Source organism: Rhizobium sp. NXC14 (assembly GCF_002117485.1).
Classification (GTDB): domain Bacteria; phylum Pseudomonadota; class Alphaproteobacteria; order Rhizobiales; family Rhizobiaceae; genus Rhizobium.
On sequence record NZ_CP021032.1, the window covers coordinates 573,244 to 595,110 of the forward strand.

Below are 21,867 nucleotides of genomic sequence, written 5' to 3' on the forward strand. Positions count from 1 at the left end.
TGGCTCACGAGTAAGACTGTACCGCGCGCTGTGCTCTTCCGGAATCATACGGAGGTTTATCGGCGCTTATCTTTCGGGCTACGCACATGAGCATTTCGTCGCGTGATGGGCAAAAGCTTACTCAGGCGGTTGAATCGAAGCGCCCTGCGGTCTTATAGTCGCCTCAACGGCACCTCTGAATCTTCGGGGCCATAGGGAAGGAAACCGACAATGACCAAAGTCCGTGCGCTGGTGCTGGAGCGCCAGCATGAGCTTGCGTTGCGCGATATCGATCTGCCGCTGGAGACAGGGCCAGGGCAGGTGAGGATCAAAATTCATACTGTCGGCGTCTGCGGTTCGGACGTTCATTATTACACCCACGGCAAGATCGGCCCGTTCGTCGTCAACGCGCCGATGGTGCTCGGCCATGTGGCGGTCGGCACGGTGGTCGAGGTCGGGGCCGGTGTGACACATCTGAAAATCGGCGACCGTGTCTGCATGGAGCCCGGCATTCCCGATCCGAACTCGAAGGCGAGCAGGCTCGGCATGTACAATATCGATCCTGCCGTCAGCTTCTGGGCGACACCGCCAATCCATGGCGTACTGACGCCCGAAGTGGTGCATCCGGCCAACTATACTTTCAAGCTGCCCGACAATGTCAGCTTCGCGGAAGGCGCGATGGTGGAACCCTTTGCCGTCGGCATGCAGGCGGCAGCCAAGGCGAAGATCGCGCCCGGCGATACTGCCGTCGTGCTCGGCGCCGGGCCGATCGGCACGATGGTCGCGATTGCCGCTCTTGCCGGCGGCTGCGCTCGCGCGATCGTTGCCGATCTCGCCCAGCCGAAGCTCGATATATCCGCGCAATATCAGGGTGTCATCCCGGTCAACATCCGCGAGAAGAACCTGGCCGAAGAGGTCGTCGGCTGACCGACGGCTGGGGTGCGGATGTCGTCTTCGAATGCTCCGGGTCGCCGAAGGCCTGGGAGACGATCGTGGCGCTGCCGCGCCCGGGCGGTGTCATCGTCGCCGTCGGCCTGCCGGTGAACCCGATCGGCTTCGACGTCTCGATGGCCTCCACCAAGGAAATCCGCATCGAAACGGTGTTCCGCTATGCTCACCAATATGAGCGGTCGATCGCATTGCTCGGTTCGGGCCGGGTCGATCTGAAGCCGCTGATCTCCGAGACGTTCAAGTTCGAAGATTCGGTCAAGGCATTCGACCGCGCCGTCGAGGCCGGCCGAGCGACGTGAAGCTGCAGATCGTGATGGAATAGGCGCCGCAGAGCCTTTACGGATGCCTGCTGCTTGGTTTCATCCTGCGAAAGAGTAGAGCCGCGGCTGCGACGACAGCGGCGGCCGCGACGGCGATCAGCAGATGCCGATGCAGCGGAAGGTGGCCCAGTATCTGCTGGATGCCGTTGCCGAACAGATAACCAAGTGCTGTGAAGAGCTGCCCCCACACCAGAGCGGCTACCGCATTCAGGATGACGAATTTACCGGTCGTTATCCGCGTCGTGCCAATGACGATCGGGCTGATCGTGCGCAAGCCGACGAGAAAACGGAACGCCAGGATGAAGCCGGTCTGATATTCTTCCAGCAGCCGTGTCGCACGGGCGAGCGCGGGTCGTTCCATCAGCCGGCGGACGGGAGCCCATTGCCCAGCATAGCGGCCGGCGAAGAACCAGAACTGATCGCCGGCGAAGGAGCCTGCGACGGCCGCGAGCGACGCCGACCAATAGGACAGCAGCCCCCGGTGGGAAATCACGCCACCGAGAAAAGCCGCCGTTTCGCCCTCGAAGGCGGCGCCCAGAAAGATCGCCAGCAGCCCATAATTTTCGATCAGCAGTTCGATGGACACGCGTTCCTGGCCTTAAACCGGCTTCAAATCCCCAAGCAGTGTCGGAATCAGCTCCGACACTGTCGGATGGATCGGCACCGACCATTTCAGTGCGGGATAGGTGGTTCCGGCATTCATCGCATCGATCAGGCCATGGATCACCTCGTCGCCTTCGATGCCGAGGATCGCCGCGCCGAGGATCTCTTTGGTCTCGGCATCGGCAATCACCTTCATGAAGCCGTTGGTCTCGCCGCGTTCATTGGCGCGGCCGACGCGGCTCATCGGCCGGGTCGAGACCATGATCCTGCGGCCGGATGCACGCGCCTGCTTCTCCGTCATGCCGACGCGACCGAGCGGCGGGTCGATATAGAGCGCATAGGCCGGGATGCGGCTCGAGACCTTGCGGTCGTCGCCATCGAGGAGGTTGGCGGCGGCGATCTCGAAATCATTGTAGGAGGTATGGGTGAAGGCGCCGCGGCCGTTGCAGTCGCCGAGCGCAAAGATGCCCTCGACATTGGTGGCAAGCTTGTCGTCGACGGTGATGTAGCCGCGCTTGTCGGTCGCCACGCCGGCGGCACCGAGGCCGAGGTCGTCGGTATTCGGTTGGCGGCCGGTGGCGATCAGAACATGGCTTGCTTCAATCTTCGCCGCGCCGGCGGTGACGCTCACTACGCTTCCGTTTCGGACAAAGGCGATGTCGCCGGCATCGGTATGAACCTCGATGCCTTCTGAGCGCAATATATCGGCGATCGCGTCCGATATATCCTCGTCCTCGCGTGAAGCGAGCTTCGGGCCGTGCTCGATGACGCTGACTTCGGCGCCGAAGCGGCGATACATCTGCGCGAATTCCAGCCCGATATAGCTGCCGCCGATCACCGCAAGGTGCCGCGGCAGCGTGTCAAGATGAATGATCGACGTGCTGGTGAGGTAATCGATATCGTCGATACCCGGCAGTTCGGGGATGACGGGCCGCGCGCCGACATTGAGGAAAATGCGCGGCGCCGTCAGTGTCTCGCCATTGACGCGGATGGTTTTCGCATCCTCGAAACGGGCATGGCCGTAGATCACGCTCATGCCCTCCATGCTGCCAAACCAGCCGATCAGGCCGTTGCGGGCATTCATCGTCACGGTTTCCGCCCGGGCTCTCACCACCTTCATGTCGATAGCGATTTCGCCGGGGATATTGACACCGTAGGCGGCACCACTTCTTGCGACATGGGCAGCGCGGGCGCTGGCGACCAGCGTCTTGGTCGGCATGCAGCCGGCATTGACGCAGGTGCCGCCCAGAAATTTGCGTTCGATCAGCGCTACCTTCATGCCCTTTTCGACCATGCGGGCGGCGAGGAACGGGCCGGCCTGGCCGGCGCCGATAACGATGGCGTCGAAGCTCTTCATGATACGGCTCCCACGATTAATAGAGCGCCGACAACGGCAACGGCATCCTCGATGAGGGCGGCCGGCAGATCCTTGCCGAAGGCGGCGGCAAGCCTTGTGCGCAGGGCGGCGCCGCCATAGGTGCCGATGACGGCGCCGATCACCCCGGCGATCAGCCCGCCGAAAAGCAGGCTGCTGGCTGCGCCGATCGTGGCGCCGGCAAGTGCTCCCGTGACGATGCGGGCGCCGAACTGCATCGGCACCTTGCGTGACGGCGTCGACGGCAGCTGGTCGGTGATGAGTTCAACGATCGCGAGAAGGGTGAAAATCCAAGGCGTCCACCGGTAGCCCATGAAGGCAAGCGGCGTCTGCGACACGTCGAACCAGCCGAGCGCGGCGCCCCAGGCGACGGCGGCCGGCGCCGTCATGGCGCGAAGGCCAGAGATGACACCGATCACCAATGCAAGAAGCAGAAACATGCGCGATCCCCTCATTGCCGGCCGTGTGCCGCAGCCAGGGAAGGTCGCACATTGTCAGGCGCGTGGCAATTCGCCAGCGCTGACCGGCGCCGGGCAACTTAGTTCGCAAAGGCGGCGATGCCGGTAATTGCCCGACCAATGATCAGCGCGTGGATGTCGTGCGTGCCCTCATAGGTGTTGACCACTTCGAGGTTGACGAGATGGCGGGCGATGCCGAATTCGTCGGAGATGCCGTTGCCGCCGAGCATGTCGCGGGAAGCACGCGCGATCTCCAGCGCCTTGCCGCAGCTGTTGCGCTTGAGGATCGAGGTCAGCTCCACCGGCGGATGGCCTTCCTCCTTCATCCGGCCCAGCCGCAGGCAGCCCTGAAGGCCGAGCGCGATTTCCGCCGCCATGTCGGCGAGTTTCCTCTGGATCAGCTGGTTGGCGGCGAGCGGCCGGCCGAACTGCATGCGCTCCAGCGTATATTGCCGGGCCCTCGCATAACAATCCTCGGCCGCACCAAGTGCGCCCCAGGCAATGCCGAAGCGGGCCGAGTTGAGGCAGGTGAACGGCCCCTTGAGGCCGGTGACGCCGGGAAGCAGGTTTTCCTCGGGCACGAAGACCCCATCCATCACCACTTCGCCCGTGATCGAGGCGCGCAAGCCGACCTTGCCATGGATGGCCGGCGCGGAAAGCCCTTTCCAGCCCCTTTCGAGGATGAAGCCACGGATGAGGCCGTCCTCGGTCTTTGCCCAGACGACGAAGACATCGGCGATCGGCGCATTCGAGATCCAGGTCTTCGAGCCGGTGAGGCTATAGCCGCCGTCGACCTTCTTGGCGCGTGTCGCCATCGAGCCGGGGTCGGAGCCATGATCCGGCTCGGTCAAGCCGAAGCAGCCGATCCATTCGCCGGTCGCTAGCTTCGGCAGGTATTTTAGTTTCTGTGCCTCTGAGCCGAAGGTTTCGATCGGCACCATGACCAGCGAGGACTGCACGCTCATCATCGAACGGTAGCCGCTGTCGACCCGTTCGACCTCGCGAGCGATCAGGCCGTAGGCGACATAACCGAGGCCGGCGCCGCCATAATCGGGCGAAATCGTCGGGCCGAGCAGGCCGAGTTCGCCCATTTCGCGGAAGATGGCTGGATCGGTCTTTTCATTTCGAAAGGCGTCGAGGACGCGAGGAGCGAGTTTTTGCTGCGCATAGGCATGGGCGGTATCCTGCACCATGCGCTCCTCATTGGTCAGCTGCTCCACCAGGCGGAATGGGTCGGCCCAGTCGAAAACCTCGCGCGTATGCTGCATGGCGGCGTCTCCTCACCATTCATCAGGCTTGCCTTCAAACTGGCCATAGACCCCCCGGCCGATGGCGTCAACAGCGGGCGCTCGCGTCTAAAAGACGAGCCGCACCATCTTTTCAAACGCCGCGGCATGATCCACTTTGCCCGCGTTCGATTCTGGAATGAGGAGGCGGAAATGTCGTCAAGCGATCTGTTCGTATCGGCCGAAGGTGCCCAATGGGTCAATCCGGAGCCGGGCGTCACCAGGCGCATCATGACCTATCTGCCCGAGATGATGATGGTGGAAGTGGCGTTCGAAAGCGGCGCCGTGGGTGCAGCCCATTCGCATCCGCACATCCAGGCAAGCTATGTCGCCGAAGGCAGCTTCGAGGTGACGATTGATGGGCGCACTGAACTGCTGCGGCAGGGTGGCAGCTTCATCGTGCCGCCCAATCTCGTCCATGGCGTCAGGGCACTGGAAAGGGGCCGGCTGATCGATACCTTCACGCCGCACCGGGCAGAGTTTCTCAAGTAATCACGTTTCGGATTCTAGTTGGCGCTGGGCGTTGGCGACAAAAGGCGGCACGAAGCGCGCATCTTCGCCGCGCACGGCCTCGCGCAGAAAGTCGATAACGGCCCGCACACGCGGCGCCTGTTTCAGGTCGCGATGGCAGGTAATCCAGTAATGGCGCTTGAGGTCGATCTCCTCGGGCAGCACGCGCACGAGTTCGGGATAACGGCTGGCGAAGAAATAGGGCAGGATGCACAGGCCGAGGCCGTTTCGGGTGGCGGTGAGCTGCGCGAAAATGCTGGAGCTCTGGAACTGCGGTTTGATGCGCGGATGCACATCGCTGAGATAATCCAGCCCCGGCGCAAAAATCATTTCCTCGATATAGCTAACGAAGGGATGCTGAAGCAGATCTTCGCGGCTGGTGATATCAGGCGCCTTTGCCAGATAGTCGCGCGAGCCGTAGATCTGCAGGTGATAGTCGGTCAGCTTTTCAGCGTAATAAGGCCCGCCTTTCGGCTCGTCGAGCACAACGGAAAGATCGGCCTCCTTGCGCGACAGCGACATGATCTGCTGGATTGTCACCAGCTCGAGCGAAAGATGCGGATGCTGGGCGGCAAAGCGCGGCAGCACGGTGGCGAAGAAGAAATTGGCAAAGCCCTCGGGCGCGCTGAGGCGCACCAGGCCGCGCTGCGCCATCGAGCCATCGGCAAGGTCGGCGCGCAGCCGCTCGGTCTCCTGCTCCATCCGCTCGGCCGTCTCGATGAAACGCGTGCCCATGACAGTCAGCACGTAACCGCGCGGATTGCGCTCGAACAGCTTGACCTTGAGGGTAAATTCCAGCCGGTCGATACGTCGCGAAACGGTGGCATGGCTGGAGCGCAACTGCCGGGCCGCCGTCGAGAGCTGTCCGGTACGGGCGACCGCTAGAAAAAACTGAAGATCATCCCAAGTAAACTGCGGTGGATTGGTCATCGCCGTCCCTATCTGTTCAAAAACGAACAGATACTGTTTGGAATTAGTTGTAAACCACCCGTTGCTTCAATGCGGAATTTCCGTGATCGTAGGCCAAGGCTCGGCCGCTCTGAGGAGTGCGGCTGGCCAAATCTGAACAGACCCGCAATCTGGCTCATCTCTGGGAGGAGAGAATATGCGTAAGAATCTCGTTGCATCAGTTGCATTTCTGCTTGCGAGCAGCACAGCGGTGCTCGCGCAGAGCGCGACCGATGGCAAGGTCAAGATCGGCATCCTGAACGACCAATCGGGCGTCTATGCCGACTTCGGCGGCAAGTCTTCCGTCGAGGCGGCCAAGATGGCGGTCGAGGATTTCGGCGGCAAGGTGCTCGGCGTTCCGGTCGAGATCGTCGATGCCGACCACCAGAACAAGCCGGATATCGCCTCCAACATCGCCCGCCAATGGTATGACACCGAGCAGGTGGATGCGATCATGGAACTGACGACCTCGTCCGTAGCGCTCGCCGTGCAGGCGATCGCCAAGGAGAAGAAGAAGATCGATATCGTCACCGGTGCTGCGACGACGGATCTCACCGGCAAGGCCTGTTCGCCCTACGGCTTCCACTGGGCGTATGACACCCACGCGCTCGCTGTCGGCACCGGCGGTGCGCTCGTCAAGCAGGGCGGCGACAGCTGGTTCTTCCTGACCGCCGACTACGCCTTCGGTTACTCGCTGGAGCAGCAGACCAGTGAGTATGTCAAGGCGAGTGGCGGTACGGTCGTCGGCGCCGTCCGCCATCCGCTGTCGACCCAGGACTTCTCCTCCTTCCTGTTACAGGCGCAATCATCCGGCGCCAAGGTGATCGGCCTTGCCAATGCGGGCCTCGATACCTCGAACGCCATCAAGCAGGCAGCCGAATTCGGGATTACCCAAGGTGGCCAGCATCTGGCGGCGCTGCTCTTCACGCTGGCCGAAGTCCATGGGCTCGGTCTCGAAGCGGCTCAAGGCCTGACGTTGACCGAGGGCTACTATTGGAACCGCGACGACGAAAGCCGCGCCTTCGCCAAGAAGTTCTTTGACCGCACCGGCAAGATGCCGAATATGATCCATACCGGCACCTATTCCGCGGTGACGCAATATCTGAAGGCGGTGCAGAAAGCCGGCACCGACGAGACAGAAGCCGTCGCCAAGCAGTTGCATGAGATGCCTGTTGACGACGTCTTCGGCCGCGGCGGCACGGTCGGCGCCAACGGCCGCATGATCCATGACATGTATCTGCTGCAGGTCAAGAAGCCGGCCGACAGCAAGGAGCCGTGGGATTACTTCAACGTTCTCGCGACCATTCCCGGCAAGGACGCCTATATCGATCCCGCCAAGAGCGGCTGCGATCTGGTGAAGTAAGCACGATGGCGGTTTCCGCGATTGAAACTCAGGAAAAGCCGCGGGTGGTATTGTCCGCCCGCGGCCTGCGCCGCGATTTCGGCGGCTTCACCGCCGTCAAGAATGTCGATCTCGACGTGCACGACGCAAGCGTGCATGCACTGATCGGCCCGAACGGCGCCGGCAAGACCACGGTCTTCAACCTGCTGACGAAGTTCCTGCAGCCGACGGCTGGCACCATCACCCTGTTGGGCACCGATATCACCGACACGCCGCCCGACAGGGTGGCGCGCATGGGGCTGGTGCGCTCCTTCCAGATCTCGGCGGTCTTCCCGCATCTCTCGGTCCTCGACAATGTGCGCGTGGCGCTGCAGCGGCCGAACCATCTGTCGACGCAGTTCTGGCGGCCACTGTCGGCGCTCGACCGGCTGAACGAGCGCGCCGAACAGCTGCTTGCGAGCGTCGGCCTTTCCAAGGAGCGCGACCATTTCGCCGCCGATCTTTCCTATGGCCGCAAGCGCGTGCTGGAGATCGCCACGACGCTGGCGCTGGAGCCGAAAGTGCTGCTACTCGACGAGCCGATGGCCGGCATGGGGCATGAGGATGTCGGCGTCGTCTCGGCGATCATCCGCGATGTTGCCCGCGATCGGGCGGTGCTGATGGTCGAGCACAATCTTTCCGTCGTCGCCAATATCTGCCAGCAAGTCACCGTGCTGCAGCGCGGCGAGATCCTTGCCGAGGGCGACTATGCCACGGTCAGTCAGGATGAGCGCGTGCGCGAGGCCTACATGGGCACGGAGGAGCACTGATGGCCGCTCTCCTCGAGGTTCAGGGCCTCAACGCCTGGTACGGCGAAAGCCATATATTGCACGGCGTCGACATGCATGTCGGCGAGGGCGAGACGATCACCATTCTCGGCCGCAACGGCGTCGGCAAGACGACGACGCTGCGCACCATCACCGGTATCGTGCGAACCCGCAAGGGAAGGATCAGCTTTGCCGGCAGCGACATGATGCATGTGCCGCTGCACAAGACGGCGCACCGCGGCATAGGCTTCGTGCCGGAGGAGCGCGGTATCTTTTCGACGCTCACCGTTTCGGAAAATCTGCTGCTGCCGCCGGTCGTTGCCAGCGGTGGCATGACGCTCGAGGAGATCTACGAGCTCTTCCCCAATCTCTACGAGCGCCGCGGCAGCCCGGGCACTAAACTATCAGGCGGCGAGCAGCAGATGCTGGCGATCGCGCGTATCCTGCGCACCGGTGTGCGGCTGCTGATCCTCGACGAACCGACGGAAGGGCTTGCTCCGGTCATCGTCCAGCGCATCGGCGAGGTGCTGAAGAAACTCAAGGAGCGCGGCATGACGATCCTGCTGGTCGAGCAGAACTTCCGCTTCGCCAGCCGTATTGCCGATCGCTTCTATCTGATGGATCATGGGCAGATGGTGTCGGAATTCCCGGTCGGCGAACTGCCGCAGCGCATGGATACGCTGCACAAGGTTCTGGGAGTGTGACCAGATGACGATGATCTTCGGCATTCCCCTGCAGGCGCTGCTCGGCCAGCTTCTGATCGGCCTGATCAACGGCTCCTTCTATGCGCTGCTCAGCCTCGGCCTCGCGATCATTTTCGGCCTTCTAAGGGTGATCAACTTCGCCCATGGCGCCCAATATATGCTCGGCGCCTTCGTCGCCTATCTGTTGTTGACCTATGCCGGCATCGGCTACTGGCCGTCGCTGATCCTGGCGCCCATCATCGTCGGACTCGCCGGCGCGATCATCGAGCGGCTGTTCCTGCGCCGGCTCTACGATCTCGATCCGCTCTACGGCCTGCTTTTCACTTTCGGGCTGGCGCTCGCCGTCGAGGGCACCTTCCGCTATCTCTATGGCTCGTCCGGCCAGCCCTATGCGACGCCCCCAGCCCTTGCCGGCGGCGCCAATCTCGGCTTCATGTTCCTGCCGATCTATCGCGGCTGGGTGGTCGTCGTCTCGCTCGTCGCCTGTCTCGGCACATGGCTTCTGATCGAGAAGACCAAACTCGGGGCCTATCTTCGCGCCGCCACCGAAAATTCCGTCCTGGTGCAGGTCTTCGGTGTGAACGTGCCAGTGCTCCTGACGCTCACTTATGCGCTTGGCGCCGGACTTGCAGCCTTTGCGGGCGTGCTGGCCGCACCGATCTACCAGGTCTCGCCGCTGATGGGCTCGAACATGATCATCGTCGTCTTCGCCGTGGTCGTCGTCGGCGGCATGGGATCGATCATGGGCGCGATCATCACCGGTTATGTGCTTGGCATCGCCGAGGGCCTAACCAAGGTCTTCTATCCCGAGGCTTCCAACATCGTGATCTTCGTCATCATGGCGATCGTGCTTCTCATCAGGCCCGCGGGCCTCTTCGGCCGGGATGCTTGACATGGCTGACATCACCGAAACCATCCGAACGGAAAAAAGCCGGACCGCCCTTTCGGTCCAGGCCGGCTTCCTTCTCGTGGGACTGCTGCTCCTGCTGCTGGCGCCGTTCTTCTTCTATCCGATCTTCCTGATGAAGCTCCTGTGCTTCGCGCTGTTTGCCTGCGCCTTCAACCTGCTGCTCGGCTATACCGGCCTACTCTCCTTCGGCCATGCCACCTTCTTCGGAGGGGCGGCCTATTTCACCGCCTATACGGTGAAATCATGGGGGCTGCCGCCGGAGCTCGGCATTCTGATCGGAGTAGCGGGGGCGGCCTTTCTCGGCCTCGTCATGGGTTTCTTCGCCATCCGCCGCCAGGGCATCTATTTCGCGATGATCACGCTGGCGCTGTCGCAGATGTTCTTCTTCTTCTGCCTGCAGGCGAAGTTCACCGAGGGCGAAGACGGCATCCAGTCGGTGCCGCGCGGCCATCTCTTCGGCGTCATCGATCTCAACAGCTCGACCAACATGTATTATTTCGTGCTCGCCGTGTTCATTATCGGCGTGCTGATTATCTGGCGTTTCATCAATTCGCCCTTCGGCATGATCCTGAAATCGATCCGCGAAAACGAGCAAAGGGCGATCTCGCTCGGCTATTCGGTTGCGCGCTACAAGCTCGGCGCTTTCGTCATGTCGGCGGCGCTGGCCGGGCTGGCGGGCGCGGTGAAATCGATCGTCTTCCAGTTCGCGACGCTCACCGACGTCGCCTGGCAGATGTCGGGCGAGGTGATCCTGATGACACTGCTCGGCGGTATCGGCACGTTGATCGGCCCGCTTTTCGGTGCTGGGTTGGTGGTGGCGCTGGAAAACTACCTCGCCACCTCGGAATTCCCGGTGACGATCATCACCGGCGTCGTCTTCATGGTCTGCGTGCTGATCTTCCGCCGCGGCATTATCGGCGAATTCTACGCTTCGCGACTGGGGCGGAAGCTGGGCTTCGTCTATCGCCGCTGACCTCTCCTCTCCCGCAGCGCGGGCAGAGGCAGGCGTCAAGCATCTGGAGTTTCGTGAGGGGCATGGACCGCTACGACTACATCATCATCGGGGCAGGCAGTGCCGGTTGCGTGCTCGCCAACCGGCTATCCGCCGATGGCAGGAGCCGCGTGCTGTTGCTGGAAGCGGGCGGCAGCGATAACTACCATTGGATCCACATCCCGGTCGGCTATCTCTATTGCATCAACAATCCACGCACCGACTGGTGCTTCACCACCGCGCCGGAAGCCGGGCTGAACGGCCGGGCGCTGAGCTACCCCCGCGGCAAGGTGCTCGGCGGCTGCTCGTCGATCAATGGCATGATCTATATGCGCGGGCAGGCGCGCGATTACGATCTCTGGCGGCAGATGGGCTGCACCGGCTGGGGATGGGACGATGTTCTGCCCTTCTTCCGCAAGTCAGAGGATTTTTACCGCGGCGAAGACGAGATGCATGGGGCCGGCGGCGAATGGCGCATCGAGAAGGCGCGTGTGCGCTGGGCCGTGCTGGACGCTTTCCAGCAGGCGGCGAGGGAAGCCGGCATTCCGGAGACAGAGGATTTCAACCGCGGCAGCAACGAAGGCTCCGGCTATTTCGACGTCAACCAGCGCTCCGGCATTCGCTGGAATACGTCGAAGGCATTTCTGCGCCCGGCAATGCGGCGCTCGAACCTGACCGTGCTCACCAAGGCGCAGGTCCGACGGCTGCTGGTGGAGGACGGCGCCGTTGTCGGCGTCGAATTCCAGCACCAGGGCACCGCGAAGCGCACCTATGCAGCGAGGGAAACGGTCCTTTCCGCAGGTTCGATCGGCTCACCGCATATTCTCGAATTGTCGGGCATTGGCAGGGGCGAAGTTCTGCGGCAGGCGGGTGTCGATGTGGTCACCGAGGTGAAAGCTGTCGGCGAGAACCTGCAGGACCATCTGCAGCTGCGCCTCGCCTACAAGGTGACGGGCGTCCCGACGCTGAACGAGAAGGCGACGAAGCTGATCGGCAAGGCGGCGATCGGGCTCGAATATCTTGTCCGCCGCTCCGGCCCGATGGCGATGGCGCCTAGCCAGCTCGGCATCTTCACCCGGTCAGGCCCGGACCGGGAAACGCCGGATCTGCAATATCATGTGCAGCCGGTGTCGCTGGAGAAGTTCGGCGATCCGGTCCATCCTTTCCCGGCGATCACCGCCAGCGTCTGCAATCTGAGGCCCGAAAGCCGCGGTTCGGTGCACCTGTCGAGCCCGGATTTCGCCGCCCAGCCGACCATCAGCCCGAAGTACCTCTCGACGCAGCGCGACCGTGACATAGCTGTCCGTTCAATACGGTTGACGCGCAGGATCGTGGCGCAGCCGTCCTTCGCCCGTTTCAAGCCGGAGGAATTCAAACCCGGCCCCAGCTATCAGACGGAGGCCGATCTGGAGCGGGCGGCGGGCGATATCGGCACGACGATCTTTCATCCGGTTGGTACCTGCCGTATGGGCGCCGACGGGGACAGCGTCGTCGATCCCAGGCTGAAACTAAGGGCGCTCGGCAAGCTCAGGATCGCGGACGCCTCGGTGATGCCGTCGATCACCTCGGGCAACACCAATTCGCCGACCATCATGATCGCCGAAAAGGCGGCGGCGATGATCCTCGAAGACAATCGATAGGAGAAGACCATGGCAAAGATTGCATTCATCGGCCTCGGCAATATGGGCGGCCCGATGGCGGCCAATCTCGTCAAGGCAGGCCACGGGGTCCTTGGCTTCGATCTCGCTGCGTCGGTGCTGAAGGCGGCCGAGGCAAGCGGCGTCAAGCCGGCAAGCCATGCCAGCCAAGCGGTCAAGGACGCGGAGACCATCGTCACGATGCTGCCGCAGGGCCGGCATGTGCTGACGGCTTGGACCGATATCCTGCAGACCGCCGCGCAGGGCACGCTGGTCATCGATTGCTCCACAATCGATGTGGAAAGCAGCCGCAAGGCGCATGAAATGGCCAAGGCCGCAGGCTGCCTGTCGCTCGACGCGCCCGTCTCCGGCGGTACGGGTGGGGCGAGCGCGGGCACGCTGACGTTCATGGCGGGCGGCTCGGACGAAGCCTTCGCCAAGGCAAAGCCGATCCTCGAGGCGATGGGGAAGAGGATCGTCCATTGCGGCGAGGCCGGCGCTGGCCAGGCGGCGAAGATCTGCAACAATATGATCCTCGGCATCTCGATGGTTGGCGTCTGCGAGGCCTTCGTGCTGGCCGAAAAACTCGGCCTCTCGCATCAGGCTCTGTTCGACGTCGCCTCGACCTCATCAGGCCAGTGCTGGTCGATCAATACCTATTGCCCGGTGCCGGGGCCGGTGCCGACTTCGCCCGCCAACAACGGCTACAAGCCGGGTTTCGCCGCGGCGCTGATGCTAAAGGATCTCAAGCTCTCGCAGGAGGCGGCGCTGGCAAGCGGCGCCTCGACGCCTCTCGGCGCGGAGGCAGCGCAGCTTTATTCGCTCTTCGAAAAGCAGGGTAACGGCGGTCGGGATTTCTCCGCCATCATCGAGATGTTCCGCGAAAAGGTGTGAGGCGGCGGCCTATAAGAGATAGCTGACCGGCTCGTTTCGCACCGGATGCGCGAAGACGCCCATGCCGACGCCGAAAATCGAATGCAGCTTCTCGGCCTGCATGATCTCGCCGGGCGTGCCTTCGGCCGTGATCCGGCCGCGGTTCAGTGCGACGATCGCGTCGCAGTAGCGGGCGGCGAGATTGATTTCGTGCAACACGATGATGACGGTCAGCCCGCGTTCATGGCTGAGTTGCTGTACAAGGGAGAGGACGCTGGCCTGATGGGCGAGGTCGAGCGCCGATGTCGGTTCATCGAGCAGCAGGCAGCGGGCATCCTGGGCGAGCATCAGGGCAATCCAGGCGCGCTGGCGTTCGCCGCCGGACATGTCGGCAACGAGGCGATCGGCAAAATCCTCAAGACGGGTGCGGGCAATTGCCTCCTCGACCTTGCCACGGTCCGCTGCGGTGAAGCGGCCGAGCGTGCCGTGCCAGGGAAAACGGCCAAGCGCCACCAGTTCCCGCACAGACATCCCGTCGGTCGCCGGCGTGAATTGCGGCATATAGGCCACGTGCCGGGCAAATTCCCGCGCCCCCCAGTCAGCCGCCGCCCTGCCGCCGAAGGTAATGGTGCCGGATTGCGGCCCGATCTGGCGGGCGATGATCTTCAAAAGCGTGCTCTTGCCGGACCCGTTCGGCCCCACCAGCCCGTAGATACGGCCTGCTTCAAGGGTCAGGTCGATGCCGCAGAGGATTGGCTTCGGGCCGATGGCATAGGTGATTCCCGACAGGGCAAGGAAAGACGACGGCATGGTCTGCTCCGGGTTCGGCGCTGCAGGTTGGGGAGTGCCTCTGACATGCATCGGCCTCCCATCCACACCCGGTTCCTGCAAAACTAAACCTGGATTGTCAACTTACCTTTTCTCTGGAGAAGGTGAGACCGCGGGGAATTGCCGCGGCCGCGGGTATAATCAACGTTCATCATGTCTTCGATACCGAAAAACTTAGCCTGGCATCGCCGAAAAGGATGTCGATCTCGCCGGGTTCGGCCAGTTCGATCGCGCCGCTCAACGTGCCCGTTGTGATCAGCGCGCCTGCCTTAATCGATGTTTGCGGACGCAAGCCGTCATTGGCGTAGTCGACGAGCCAAGTGAGAACGTCGCCCTTCGGATGCTGGGCAGGGCCGTCATAAATGGTGCGTCCGGCATGCGTGACCTTGAGCGGGGTGCCGCCGGCGGTATCAACAAGGCTGTCGTCGAGCCTCGGGCCGAGCACATAGCCGCTGTTGCCGAGGCGGTCGGCGGCAAACAGCAGGAAGGAAACGCTGCCGCTTTCCCTGACGGCGCTGATCAGCAGTTCGGCGCCGAGATGGACGGCGGAGATCGCCTCGACCACGTCGGCGCGGCTGTACGGCTTGCCCGCGCGGATCGGCAGGTCCTTGCCGAGGCGCACGGCGATCTCGGTTTCGAATTTCAGCCCTGGATACCAGGGGATTTCAGCACCTGAGACGGCTTCGGCATAGGGATGCAGCGGACCGCTGACGGCGTGGCCCTGCGGCGAAACCGTCACCTTCCATGCATTGCCGGAAATGCCGTCGGCCGCGGCGAGAAAGTGCTGCGCTTCCATCGCCTGACGTAGATTGGCCGGCGACAGGAAGGCGCTGGTCGCCTCCTGTCTGCCGGCCCGCCGCAGACTGTAAAGCCTGGCTGCGAGGGCGCGCGGATCGAATGCTTCTGTCATGCTGTCTCCCCGACCTGAGTTTCGAGGCGTAACAGTAACCGCAAGCCGGTGAGGAACAAGGGGGCGTTACAGGAAAAGCTCCTATTCGATTTCCGCGAACCAGCGATCCCGATAGACCTTCAACCCGGCAATTTCGGACGGCGGAACATGTGTCTCTGCACCGGAGACTGGCCGGATGCCAGTCAGAAGTGCAGCCCCCTGGCTGGTGCCGGTGGAGCCTGGATGGGCGACGACAACACGGCCGGTGAGGGCGGCGAGCAGCTTAAGATAGGTGTTGTTCAGGGCAAACGGCCCTTCAACGATGACAGGACCCTTGGCGCCGATCAGTCCGAGGCATGCGTCGGTCATCAGTGCGAGATAGAGGCAGACGGCGGCAAAACGCTTCTCGCGGCTCGCCGCCTCGGCGCCGACCCAGCGGCTCGCCTTTCCCGGGAAGGGTCCGGAGCCTGGGGCGACGTTGGGCAGCAGCATCATGCCCTTGCCGATCACCGCACCGATCGCAGCCCAGGCGGCCTCGTCATCCACCGGACCGATCTCGGCCGAAAGAATTTCGAATTCCCGCCCGCCCATGAAACGCGAGGAGGGAACGGCGCGGCCATAGGCGTCAACGTTGGCAAGCGCATCGCGGCTCGGATCAAGATGGTCGAGATCGCCGCCGACGCCGAAATTGATCACCCACGTGCCAGTGGAGACGACGGCGAAGGGCGCTTCGCGATGAACCAGATGCGGCAGCAGCGAGGCGTTGGAATCGTGGACGCCGCAATAGACCGGCACCGGCGCTGAAAGCCCGAGCGCGGCGGCAATCTCGGGCAGGACCGGGCCGAGCGCGTCGAAGGCCGAGCGGATCGGCGCCATCAGCGCGCGGATGCCGAGCCGGTCGACGAGCGAAGAGTAGGTGCCGCTTCTCGGATTCCAGAGATCGGTATGGCAGCCGAGCGACGTCACTTCATTTGCGGCGACACCCGTCAAGCGCGCCGCCCAATATTGCGCATAGGTGAGAATTGTCTCGACCGCGGCAAACTGCTGCGGAAAGACGCTCTTCTGATAGTGCAACTGCGCGCCGACATTGAGGCCCATCGCCAGGCGCGGCGAGAAGGTTTCGGCGAAGGAGGGACGCAAAGCGGTATAGGAATCGCGGATCGCCTCAGGATATTCGTGTTCGTAATCGATCACAGGCATGGCGAGCGCGCCATTGCGGTCGAGCAGTGCGGCTGCGGCGCCGTGGGTGGTAATCGAAATGGCATCGAAACCCGGTTCCCGCGCCAGGCTCTTCAGCGCATCGAGAGCGAAGGCCCAGAGCGCCTCTATGTCGTAATGCGGGTAGGGACCTTTCTTGATCGCAATGTTCGGCCGCTTCAGGACGGCAATTTCGGCACCGGTCGCGCTGTCGAGCACCACGACTTTGGCATTGGTCTTGCCGATGTCGAGGACGGCGATGCGGCGGTAGGAGCTGGCGGTCATGGCATATAGAAGAGGGTGACGAGGTCGCTTTGAACGGGCGAATTATCCGGATTGGTCGCCATGATATCGGCCATATGAGCCCACCATTTCTTCATGACAGGATGGTCCGGCAAGCTCGCCATCGTGTGATCGGTTGGCCGCGTGAGAACGCCGAACAGCGTATTGGTCTCGCGGTCGAGATGGATGGAATAGTCGCTGGCGCCCGACTGATGCAGGAGATCGACCAGTTCCGGCCAGATCTCGTCATGCCGCTTGCTGTATTCGGCTTCCATTCCGGGATTGAGCTGCATCTTGAAGGCGTGTTTTTCCAGGGTCATCGGGAGCTCATGAGCTTGATGCGGCGGGCGAGGATCGGGATGGCGATGGTGATGATCAGAAGCAGGCCGATGAAAATCGACATGACGATGCCGGGCACGTTCAAGAGGCCGAGGCCGAAGGTGACGAGGCCCATGACGAAGGCGGCGATGACGACGCCGCCGATCGTGCCGGAGCCGCCGAGGATCGAGATGCCGCCGAGAACGACCATGGTGACGACTTCGAGTTCCCAGCCCTGCGCGATCGACGGCCGGGTCGAGCCGAGGCGCGAGGTCAGGCAAACGGCAGCAATGCCGCTCATGATGCCGGTCAGCAGGAAGAGAATGAATTTGACGCGTTCGACCGGAATGCCGGAGAAGCGGGCGGCGAAATCGTTGTTGCCGATCGCATAGACCTGCCGGCCGAAATTCGTCGCATGCAGCAGGATGGCGAAGAGGATCGCCAGCACGATGAACAGCACGAATTCGAACGAGAACACCCAGACGACATAACCCTGGCCGAAATAGGCGAAGTCGGCCGGATACTTGCCATAGGCCTGGTCGCCGAGCACGATATAGGAAATGCCGCGGAACAGGCTCATCGTGCCGATGGTGACGACGATCGACGGCAGCTTCAGCACCGAAACAAGCACGCCGTTGAAGATGCCGCAGGCAAGGCCGGTGCCGATTCCGATCAGCACCAGGCCCGGCGTGCCGATGCCGGCCTGTGCTGCCGCGCCCATCGCCGTCGAGGCGAGCGCGATGATGGCGGCCACCGAGAGGTCGATCTCGCCTGAGATGACGAGCAGCGCCATGGCGAAGGCGATCATCGCCTTTTCGGTGAAGTTGAAGGTGGCGTCCGACAGGTTCCAGGCATCGAGGAAATAGGGCGAGGCCAGGGAATTGAAGATGAAGATCAGGACGGCGACGCCAAAGAGCAGCACTTCCCAGCTTGCGATGATGCGGCGGAAGGGCGTGCCGAGGCGGTCGGGGATGACGCGCTTTTCGTGGGTGGATACGGTGCTCATGCTGCGGCCTCCGTTCTGATTTCGGCTGCGGCGCGGTCGCGCAGGATGATGCGGCCCCGGTTGCGCTCACGCCGGGCGTTGAAGGCGACGGCGAGAATGATGACGGTTCCGGAGATCGCCATCTGCGTGAAAGGGGAAATGCCGATGACCGGCAGGGCGTTCTTGATGACGCCGAGGAACAGCGCGCCGAGCACGGTGCCGGCGACCGAGCCGACGCCACCGGCAATCGAGATGCCGCCGATGACGCAGGCGGCAACGCTGTCGAGCTCGAAGCCGTTGGCGATATCGACATAGGCGACCGCGTAACGCGACACCCAGAGATAGCTGGAGAGGCCGGCAAGCGCGCCCGACAGCACGAAGGCAAGGAACTTGGTCCGGCCGGTATCGATGCCGGCATAGACGGCCGCTGTTGGATTGCCGCCGGTCGCATAGGCCGCGCGGCCGAATTGGCTGTAGCGCAGCAGCATATACATCAGCGCGACGATGACGATCGCAGCCCAGCTCAGCACCGGCAGGCCGAGGATCGGCGTGCGGGGAACGGCGAGGAAGGTCGGCGTCATCTGGTGGGCGTTCACCCAGGCGCCGCCCGACAGCACGAAGGCCATGCCGCGATAGATGGTGAGGGTGCCGAGGGTGACGACGATCGGCGGGATTTCGAGGCGCCAGACTAGGAAGCCGTTGATAGTGCCGAGGGCGGCGCCGATTGCGATCGCAGCAAGAATCAGCACGATCAGCGGCAGGCCCGGAAAGGCGGCGTTCATCATCGCAATGGCCATGCCGGTGAAGGCGAGATTGGCGGCAACCGAGAGATCGATTGATTTCGTCAGGATCACCGTCATCTGGGCAAGCGCCAGGATAATGAGGATCGCGGTGTCGTTGAAGATCCCGGCGAGATTGTCCGGTGTGGCGAAGTCGGCGGCCCGCGCCGAGAAGACGGCAATCATTACCACGATGATGGCAAAGAGCAGGTTTTCGCGTTTTTTGATTAGTTTGGCCATGCTCATCACCTCATGCATTTCCGGTCGCCGCGCGCACCAGCGCTTCCGGCGAAAGCTGATCGCGCTCGAAGAGCCCGGCGGACAGACCTTCCTTCATGACAAGCACCCGGTCCGACATGCCGATGATCTCGGGCAGTTCGGAAGAGATCATGATGATCGAGAGGCCCTCTGCGGCAAGCTCGCTGATGAAGCCGTGCACGGCAGCCTTCGAGCCGATGTCGATACCCTTTGTGGGTTCATCGAGGATGATGACCTTGGGCATGGTGGCGAGCCACTTGCCGATGACGACCTTCTGCTGATTGCCGCCTGACAGGGTGCCGACCGGGACGGAGAGGGCTGCGGCGCGCAGATCCAGCCGCTCGGCATATTTGCGGGCGAGCGCGAGTTCTTCCGCCGCCTGCAGGAAACCTTTGCGCGAGGTCCGTGTCAGCGACGGCAGCGTCATGTTCTGGTAGATCGGCATCGGCAGCGCCAGGCCGTGGCGGCCGCGCTCCTCCGGCACATAGACGATGCCGGCCTTGATGGCATCATGCGGCGAATTGATCGAAATTTCCCGGCCCTCGAGCGTCAGCCGCCCCGAGAGCGGCTTGGTGATGCCGAAGAGCGATTGCGCCAATTCCGAGCGGCCGGCGCCGATCAGGCCGTAAATGCCGAGGATCTCGCCCTTGCGCAGCGTCAGCGAAATGTCGCGGAACTCGGTGCGGTGGCTGTATTTTTCGACTTCGAGCACCGGGCCGCCGATGGCAACCTCGATCTTCGGAAAAACGTTATCGACGTCACGGCCGACCATCATGCGGACGATTTCGTCCTGCGGCGTTTCCTTCAGCCGCCCCTGGCCGACGGCGCGGCCGTCGCGGAAGACAACGAAATCGTCGGCGATTTCGTAAAGCTCGTCGAACTTATGGCTGATGAACAGGATCGCTTTGCCCTGCTCCTTCAGGCCCTTGATGATGCGGAAGAGGTCGTCGATCTCCTTGCGGGAAAGGGCGGCCGTCGGCTCGTCCATGATGACGATGCGGGCCTCGATCGACAAAGCGCGGGCAATCGCTACCAGGTGGCGCTGCGCGATCGAGAGGTCCTTCAGCCGGATCGTCGGGTCGATATTGCTTTCAAGTGCGGTCAGCAGCGTCGTCGAGCGGCTGTTCATCACCTGCCAGTCGATGGTGCGAAAGCGCGTGCGCGGCGCATGGCCGAGGAAGATGTTTTCGGCAACCGTCAGCTCGTCGAACAGCACGGTTTCCTGATGGATGGCGGTGACTCCGGCGTCGATCGCGGCCTGGGCGCTGGCGAAGCTCGTCGGCTGGCCATCGACGAGAATCTCGCCTTCGTTCGGCCTGTAGATGCCGGTCAGGATCTTGACGAGCGTCGATTTGCCGGCGCCGTTTTCGCCGATCAGCGCCGTCACCGTACCGGGATGGAGCGCGATGCTGACATTGTCGAGCGCCTTCACCCCGGGAAAGATCTGGGAGATGCCGCGCATTTCCAGAATGGCGGGCGCTTCGCCGGTTTTGCTGTCCGTGGCAGTGGCGGGTTGTTGAAAGGCAGCGTTCATCAGCTTCTACCAGTGTCGAATGAGAAATCCCGGCGGCTATCAGGCCGCCGGGCTTTATACGGCTGCTTCGGATCAGAAGACCTTGGAGAACTGGTCGATGTTCGAGGCATTATAGACGAAGGGATCGGCCATGGCGGCTTCGCCGTTGTCGCCAACCTTGATCTTGCCCATGCGGCCGGCTTCGATTTCGCTGCCCGGCTTGCCGTCGGTTTCACCCTTGACGAGGCGATAGGCGATCTGGGTGGCGGAGTAGCCGAGGTCGATCGGGTTCCAGATGGCGAATTCCTTCGTGGCGCCCGACTTGATGGCGCCGGCCATTTCGGACGGCAGGCCGAGACCGGTGACGTAGACCTTGCCGACAAGGCCCTTGTCTTCGACGACCTTGGAAGCAGCGAGAACGCCGACCGTCGTCGGAGCGACGATGACCTTGACGTTCGGGTACGACTTCAGCAGGCCTTCGGCTTCACGATAGGACTTGTCCGAGAGGTCGTCGCCGTAAACCGTGGTGACGAGGTTGAGGCCCGGGAAATCCTTGAGCTGCCTCTTCATCTGGTCGATCCAGATATTCTGGTTGGTCGAGGTGGTCGTCGCCGACAGGATGGCGAAGTCGCCCTTGCCCCCTTCCAGATGATCCTTGGCGAGCGTCAGGCACATCTTGCCGATCAGCTCGTTGGACGACGGGTTGAGCTGCAGGATGCGGCCTTCGGGTGCAACACCGGAATCCCAGGAAATGACCTTGATGCCGCGCTGGGTAGCCTTCTTCAGCGCCGGAACGAGCGCGTCCGGATCGTTGGCCGACACGGCGATGGCGTCGACGCCCTGAGCGATCAGCGAATTGATGACTTCGATCTGGCCCTCGGCCGTCGTCGAGGTCGGGCCGGTGTAGATAACCTCCACGCCGCCGAGTTCCTTGGCTGCTTCTTGCGCGCCCTTGTTGGCGGCGTCGAAGAAGCCGTTGCCGAGCGACTTGACGACGAGGCCGATCTTGATGTCCTTGGCGCTGGCGGTGCCGGCCATCATGGCGACGGCGAGCGCTACGCCGAGCGCCAGTGTCTTTGCGAATTTCATGTCACTTTCCTCCCATTAAGATTAGACTTCCACACC

21 protein-coding genes and 1 pseudogene are annotated in these 21,867 nt (G+C 62.6%); 9 read left to right on the forward strand and 13 right to left on the reverse strand.

All coding sequences use genetic code 11. From position 1 onward, the window contains the following. Window positions 1-210 precede the first annotated feature (210 nt). Window positions 211-1,252 (forward strand): annotated as a pseudogene (locus NXC14_RS26995) (NAD(P)-dependent alcohol dehydrogenase). A gap of 14 nt (window positions 1,253-1,266) precedes the next feature. Here the strand turns inward: NXC14_RS26995 and NXC14_RS27000 are convergent. From NXC14_RS27000 to NXC14_RS27015, 4 genes are all read right to left on the reverse strand, one after another. Next, window positions 1,267-1,836 carry a DedA family protein gene (locus NXC14_RS27000; protein ID WP_085781069.1) on the reverse strand — a complete coding sequence of 190 codons (570 nt, stop codon included), beginning with the start codon at window positions 1,834-1,836 and terminating at the stop codon, window positions 1,267-1,269. Between the two features lie 12 nt (window positions 1,837-1,848). Then, window positions 1,849-3,210 (reverse strand): FAD-containing oxidoreductase, encoded by a 1,362-nt coding sequence (locus NXC14_RS27005; RefSeq protein WP_085781070.1) that lies wholly within the window; start codon window positions 3,208-3,210, stop codon window positions 1,849-1,851. Then, window positions 3,207-3,668, reverse strand: coding sequence for a DUF4126 domain-containing protein (locus tag NXC14_RS27010; protein WP_085781071.1), 462 nt, complete (start codon window positions 3,666-3,668; stop codon window positions 3,207-3,209). The genes NXC14_RS27005 and NXC14_RS27010 overlap by 4 nt, the downstream gene beginning before the upstream one ends. Before the next feature lie 98 nt (window positions 3,669-3,766). Continuing rightward, window positions 3,767-4,954 (reverse strand): acyl-CoA dehydrogenase, encoded by a 1,188-nt coding sequence (locus NXC14_RS27015; RefSeq protein WP_085781072.1) that lies wholly within the window; start codon window positions 4,952-4,954, stop codon window positions 3,767-3,769. 171 nt (window positions 4,955-5,125) lie between these two features. Between NXC14_RS27015 and NXC14_RS27020 the strand changes: the two genes are divergently transcribed. Beyond that, entirely contained in the window at window positions 5,126-5,464 is a 339-nt protein-coding gene (locus NXC14_RS27020; RefSeq protein ID WP_085781288.1) for a cupin domain-containing protein, read from the forward strand. Here NXC14_RS27020 and NXC14_RS27025 read toward each other — a convergent pair whose 3' ends face one another. Next, entirely contained in the window at window positions 5,465-6,412 is a 948-nt protein-coding gene (locus NXC14_RS27025) for a LysR family transcriptional regulator (protein ID WP_085781073.1), read from the reverse strand. A 175-nt stretch (window positions 6,413-6,587) separates the two neighbouring features. On the opposite strand from NXC14_RS27025, the gene NXC14_RS27030 reads away from it, so the two are divergent. The 7 genes from NXC14_RS27030 to mmsB all read left to right on the forward strand — a co-directional run bounded on the left by NXC14_RS27030 (window position 6,588) and on the right by mmsB (window position 13,714). Then, window positions 6,588-7,793, forward strand: a complete 1,206-nt coding sequence (locus NXC14_RS27030) for an ABC transporter substrate-binding protein (RefSeq protein WP_085781074.1) — start codon at window positions 6,588-6,590, stop codon at window positions 7,791-7,793. A gap of 5 nt (window positions 7,794-7,798) precedes the next feature. Further along, window positions 7,799-8,581 (forward strand): ABC transporter ATP-binding protein, encoded by a 783-nt coding sequence (locus NXC14_RS27035; RefSeq protein ID WP_085781075.1) that lies wholly within the window; start codon window positions 7,799-7,801, stop codon window positions 8,579-8,581. Continuing rightward, the gene (locus NXC14_RS27040) at window positions 8,581-9,282 is read left to right on the forward strand and encodes an ABC transporter ATP-binding protein (RefSeq protein WP_085781076.1); all 702 of its coding nucleotides are present in this window, start codon (window positions 8,581-8,583) and stop codon (window positions 9,280-9,282) included. Before NXC14_RS27035 ends, NXC14_RS27040 begins: the two co-directional genes overlap by 1 nt. 4 nt (window positions 9,283-9,286) lie before the next feature. Then, window positions 9,287-10,174: a branched-chain amino acid ABC transporter permease gene (locus tag NXC14_RS27045; protein WP_085781077.1), complete on the forward strand. Its 888-nt coding sequence runs from the start codon at window positions 9,287-9,289 to the stop codon at window positions 10,172-10,174. A 1-nt stretch (window position 10,175) separates the two neighbouring features. After that, entirely contained in the window at window positions 10,176-11,165 is a 990-nt protein-coding gene (locus tag NXC14_RS27050) for a branched-chain amino acid ABC transporter permease (RefSeq protein WP_085781078.1), read from the forward strand. Between the two features lie 62 nt (window positions 11,166-11,227). Further along, the gene (locus tag NXC14_RS27055) at window positions 11,228-12,823 is read left to right on the forward strand and encodes a GMC family oxidoreductase N-terminal domain-containing protein (RefSeq protein WP_085781079.1); all 1,596 of its coding nucleotides are present in this window, start codon (window positions 11,228-11,230) and stop codon (window positions 12,821-12,823) included. A 9-nt stretch (window positions 12,824-12,832) separates the two neighbouring features. After that, window positions 12,833-13,714, forward strand: coding sequence for a 3-hydroxyisobutyrate dehydrogenase (gene mmsB / locus NXC14_RS27060; RefSeq protein WP_085781080.1), 882 nt, complete (start codon window positions 12,833-12,835; stop codon window positions 13,712-13,714). A 9-nt stretch (window positions 13,715-13,723) separates the two neighbouring features. Here the strand turns inward: mmsB and NXC14_RS27065 are convergent, their stop codons facing one another. The 8 genes from NXC14_RS27065 to rhaS form a co-directional block, all read right to left on the reverse strand. Beyond that, window positions 13,724-14,503, reverse strand: coding sequence for an ATP-binding cassette domain-containing protein (locus tag NXC14_RS27065; protein WP_085781081.1), 780 nt, complete (start codon window positions 14,501-14,503; stop codon window positions 13,724-13,726). A gap of 169 nt (window positions 14,504-14,672) precedes the next feature. After that, entirely contained in the window at window positions 14,673-15,431 is a 759-nt protein-coding gene (locus NXC14_RS27070; RefSeq protein WP_085781082.1) for a fumarylacetoacetate hydrolase family protein, read from the reverse strand. Window positions 15,432-15,512: 81 nt separating this feature from the next. Further along, on the reverse strand, window positions 15,513-16,892 hold the full coding sequence (locus tag NXC14_RS27075) for an FGGY-family carbohydrate kinase (RefSeq protein ID WP_085781083.1): 1,380 nt from the start codon (window positions 16,890-16,892) through the stop codon (window positions 15,513-15,515). After that, the gene (rhaM, locus tag NXC14_RS27080) at window positions 16,889-17,209 is read right to left on the reverse strand and encodes an L-rhamnose mutarotase (protein WP_085781084.1); all 321 of its coding nucleotides are present in this window, start codon (window positions 17,207-17,209) and stop codon (window positions 16,889-16,891) included. Before rhaM ends, NXC14_RS27075 begins: the two co-directional genes overlap by 4 nt. Further along, window positions 17,206-18,213, reverse strand: coding sequence for an ABC transporter permease (locus NXC14_RS27085; protein ID WP_085781085.1), 1,008 nt, complete (start codon window positions 18,211-18,213; stop codon window positions 17,206-17,208). Before NXC14_RS27085 ends, rhaM begins: the two co-directional genes overlap by 4 nt. Further along, the gene (locus NXC14_RS27090) at window positions 18,210-19,211 is read right to left on the reverse strand and encodes an ABC transporter permease (protein WP_085781289.1); all 1,002 of its coding nucleotides are present in this window, start codon (window positions 19,209-19,211) and stop codon (window positions 18,210-18,212) included. The genes NXC14_RS27085 and NXC14_RS27090 overlap by 4 nt, the downstream gene beginning before the upstream one ends. 10 nt (window positions 19,212-19,221) lie before the next feature. Further along, entirely contained in the window at window positions 19,222-20,763 is a 1,542-nt protein-coding gene (locus NXC14_RS27095; RefSeq protein ID WP_085781086.1) for a sugar ABC transporter ATP-binding protein, read from the reverse strand. A 72-nt stretch (window positions 20,764-20,835) separates the two neighbouring features. Further along, the gene (gene rhaS / locus NXC14_RS27100) at window positions 20,836-21,831 is read right to left on the reverse strand and encodes a rhamnose ABC transporter substrate-binding protein (RefSeq protein WP_085781087.1); all 996 of its coding nucleotides are present in this window, start codon (window positions 21,829-21,831) and stop codon (window positions 20,836-20,838) included. Between the last annotated feature and the right edge of the window lie 36 nt (window positions 21,832-21,867).

Excerpts from the sequence above, each read along its gene's own strand:
- NXC14_RS27005 (WP_085781070.1), bottom strand. The coding sequence starts at position 3,210 with ATGAAGAGCTTCGACGCCATCGTTATCGGCGCCGGCCAGGCCGGCCCG.
- NXC14_RS27010 (WP_085781071.1), bottom strand. The coding sequence starts at position 3,668 with ATGTTTCTGCTTCTTGCATTGGTGATCGGTGTCATCTCTGGCCTTCGC.
- NXC14_RS27015 (WP_085781072.1), bottom strand. The coding sequence starts at position 4,954 with ATGCAGCATACGCGCGAGGTTTTCGACTGGGCCGACCCATTCCGCCTG.
- NXC14_RS27020 (WP_085781288.1), top strand. The coding sequence starts at position 5,126 with ATGTCGTCAAGCGATCTGTTCGTATCGGCCGAAGGTGCCCAATGGGTC.
- NXC14_RS27025 (WP_085781073.1), bottom strand. The coding sequence starts at position 6,412 with ATGACCAATCCACCGCAGTTTACTTGGGATGATCTTCAGTTTTTTCTA.
- NXC14_RS27030 (WP_085781074.1), top strand. The coding sequence starts at position 6,588 with ATGCGTAAGAATCTCGTTGCATCAGTTGCATTTCTGCTTGCGAGCAGC.
- NXC14_RS27035 (WP_085781075.1), top strand. The coding sequence starts at position 7,799 with ATGGCGGTTTCCGCGATTGAAACTCAGGAAAAGCCGCGGGTGGTATTG.
- NXC14_RS27040 (WP_085781076.1), top strand. The coding sequence starts at position 8,581 with ATGGCCGCTCTCCTCGAGGTTCAGGGCCTCAACGCCTGGTACGGCGAA.
- NXC14_RS27045 (WP_085781077.1), top strand. The coding sequence starts at position 9,287 with ATGACGATGATCTTCGGCATTCCCCTGCAGGCGCTGCTCGGCCAGCTT.
- NXC14_RS27050 (WP_085781078.1), top strand. The coding sequence starts at position 10,176 with ATGGCTGACATCACCGAAACCATCCGAACGGAAAAAAGCCGGACCGCC.
- NXC14_RS27055 (WP_085781079.1), top strand. The coding sequence starts at position 11,228 with ATGGACCGCTACGACTACATCATCATCGGGGCAGGCAGTGCCGGTTGC.
- mmsB (WP_085781080.1), top strand. The coding sequence starts at position 12,833 with ATGGCAAAGATTGCATTCATCGGCCTCGGCAATATGGGCGGCCCGATG.
- NXC14_RS27065 (WP_085781081.1), bottom strand. The coding sequence starts at position 14,503 with ATGCCGTCGTCTTTCCTTGCCCTGTCGGGAATCACCTATGCCATCGGC.
- NXC14_RS27070 (WP_085781082.1), bottom strand. The coding sequence starts at position 15,431 with ATGACAGAAGCATTCGATCCGCGCGCCCTCGCAGCCAGGCTTTACAGT.
- NXC14_RS27075 (WP_085781083.1), bottom strand. The coding sequence starts at position 16,892 with ATGACCGCCAGCTCCTACCGCCGCATCGCCGTCCTCGACATCGGCAAG.
- rhaM (WP_085781084.1), bottom strand. The coding sequence starts at position 17,209 with ATGACCCTGGAAAAACACGCCTTCAAGATGCAGCTCAATCCCGGAATG.
- NXC14_RS27085 (WP_085781085.1), bottom strand. The coding sequence starts at position 18,213 with ATGAGCACCGTATCCACCCACGAAAAGCGCGTCATCCCCGACCGCCTC.
- NXC14_RS27090 (WP_085781289.1), bottom strand. The coding sequence starts at position 19,211 with ATGGCCAAACTAATCAAAAAACGCGAAAACCTGCTCTTTGCCATCATC.
- NXC14_RS27095 (WP_085781086.1), bottom strand. The coding sequence starts at position 20,763 with ATGAACGCTGCCTTTCAACAACCCGCCACTGCCACGGACAGCAAAACC.
- rhaS (WP_085781087.1), bottom strand. The coding sequence starts at position 21,831 with ATGAAATTCGCAAAGACACTGGCGCTCGGCGTAGCGCTCGCCGTCGCC.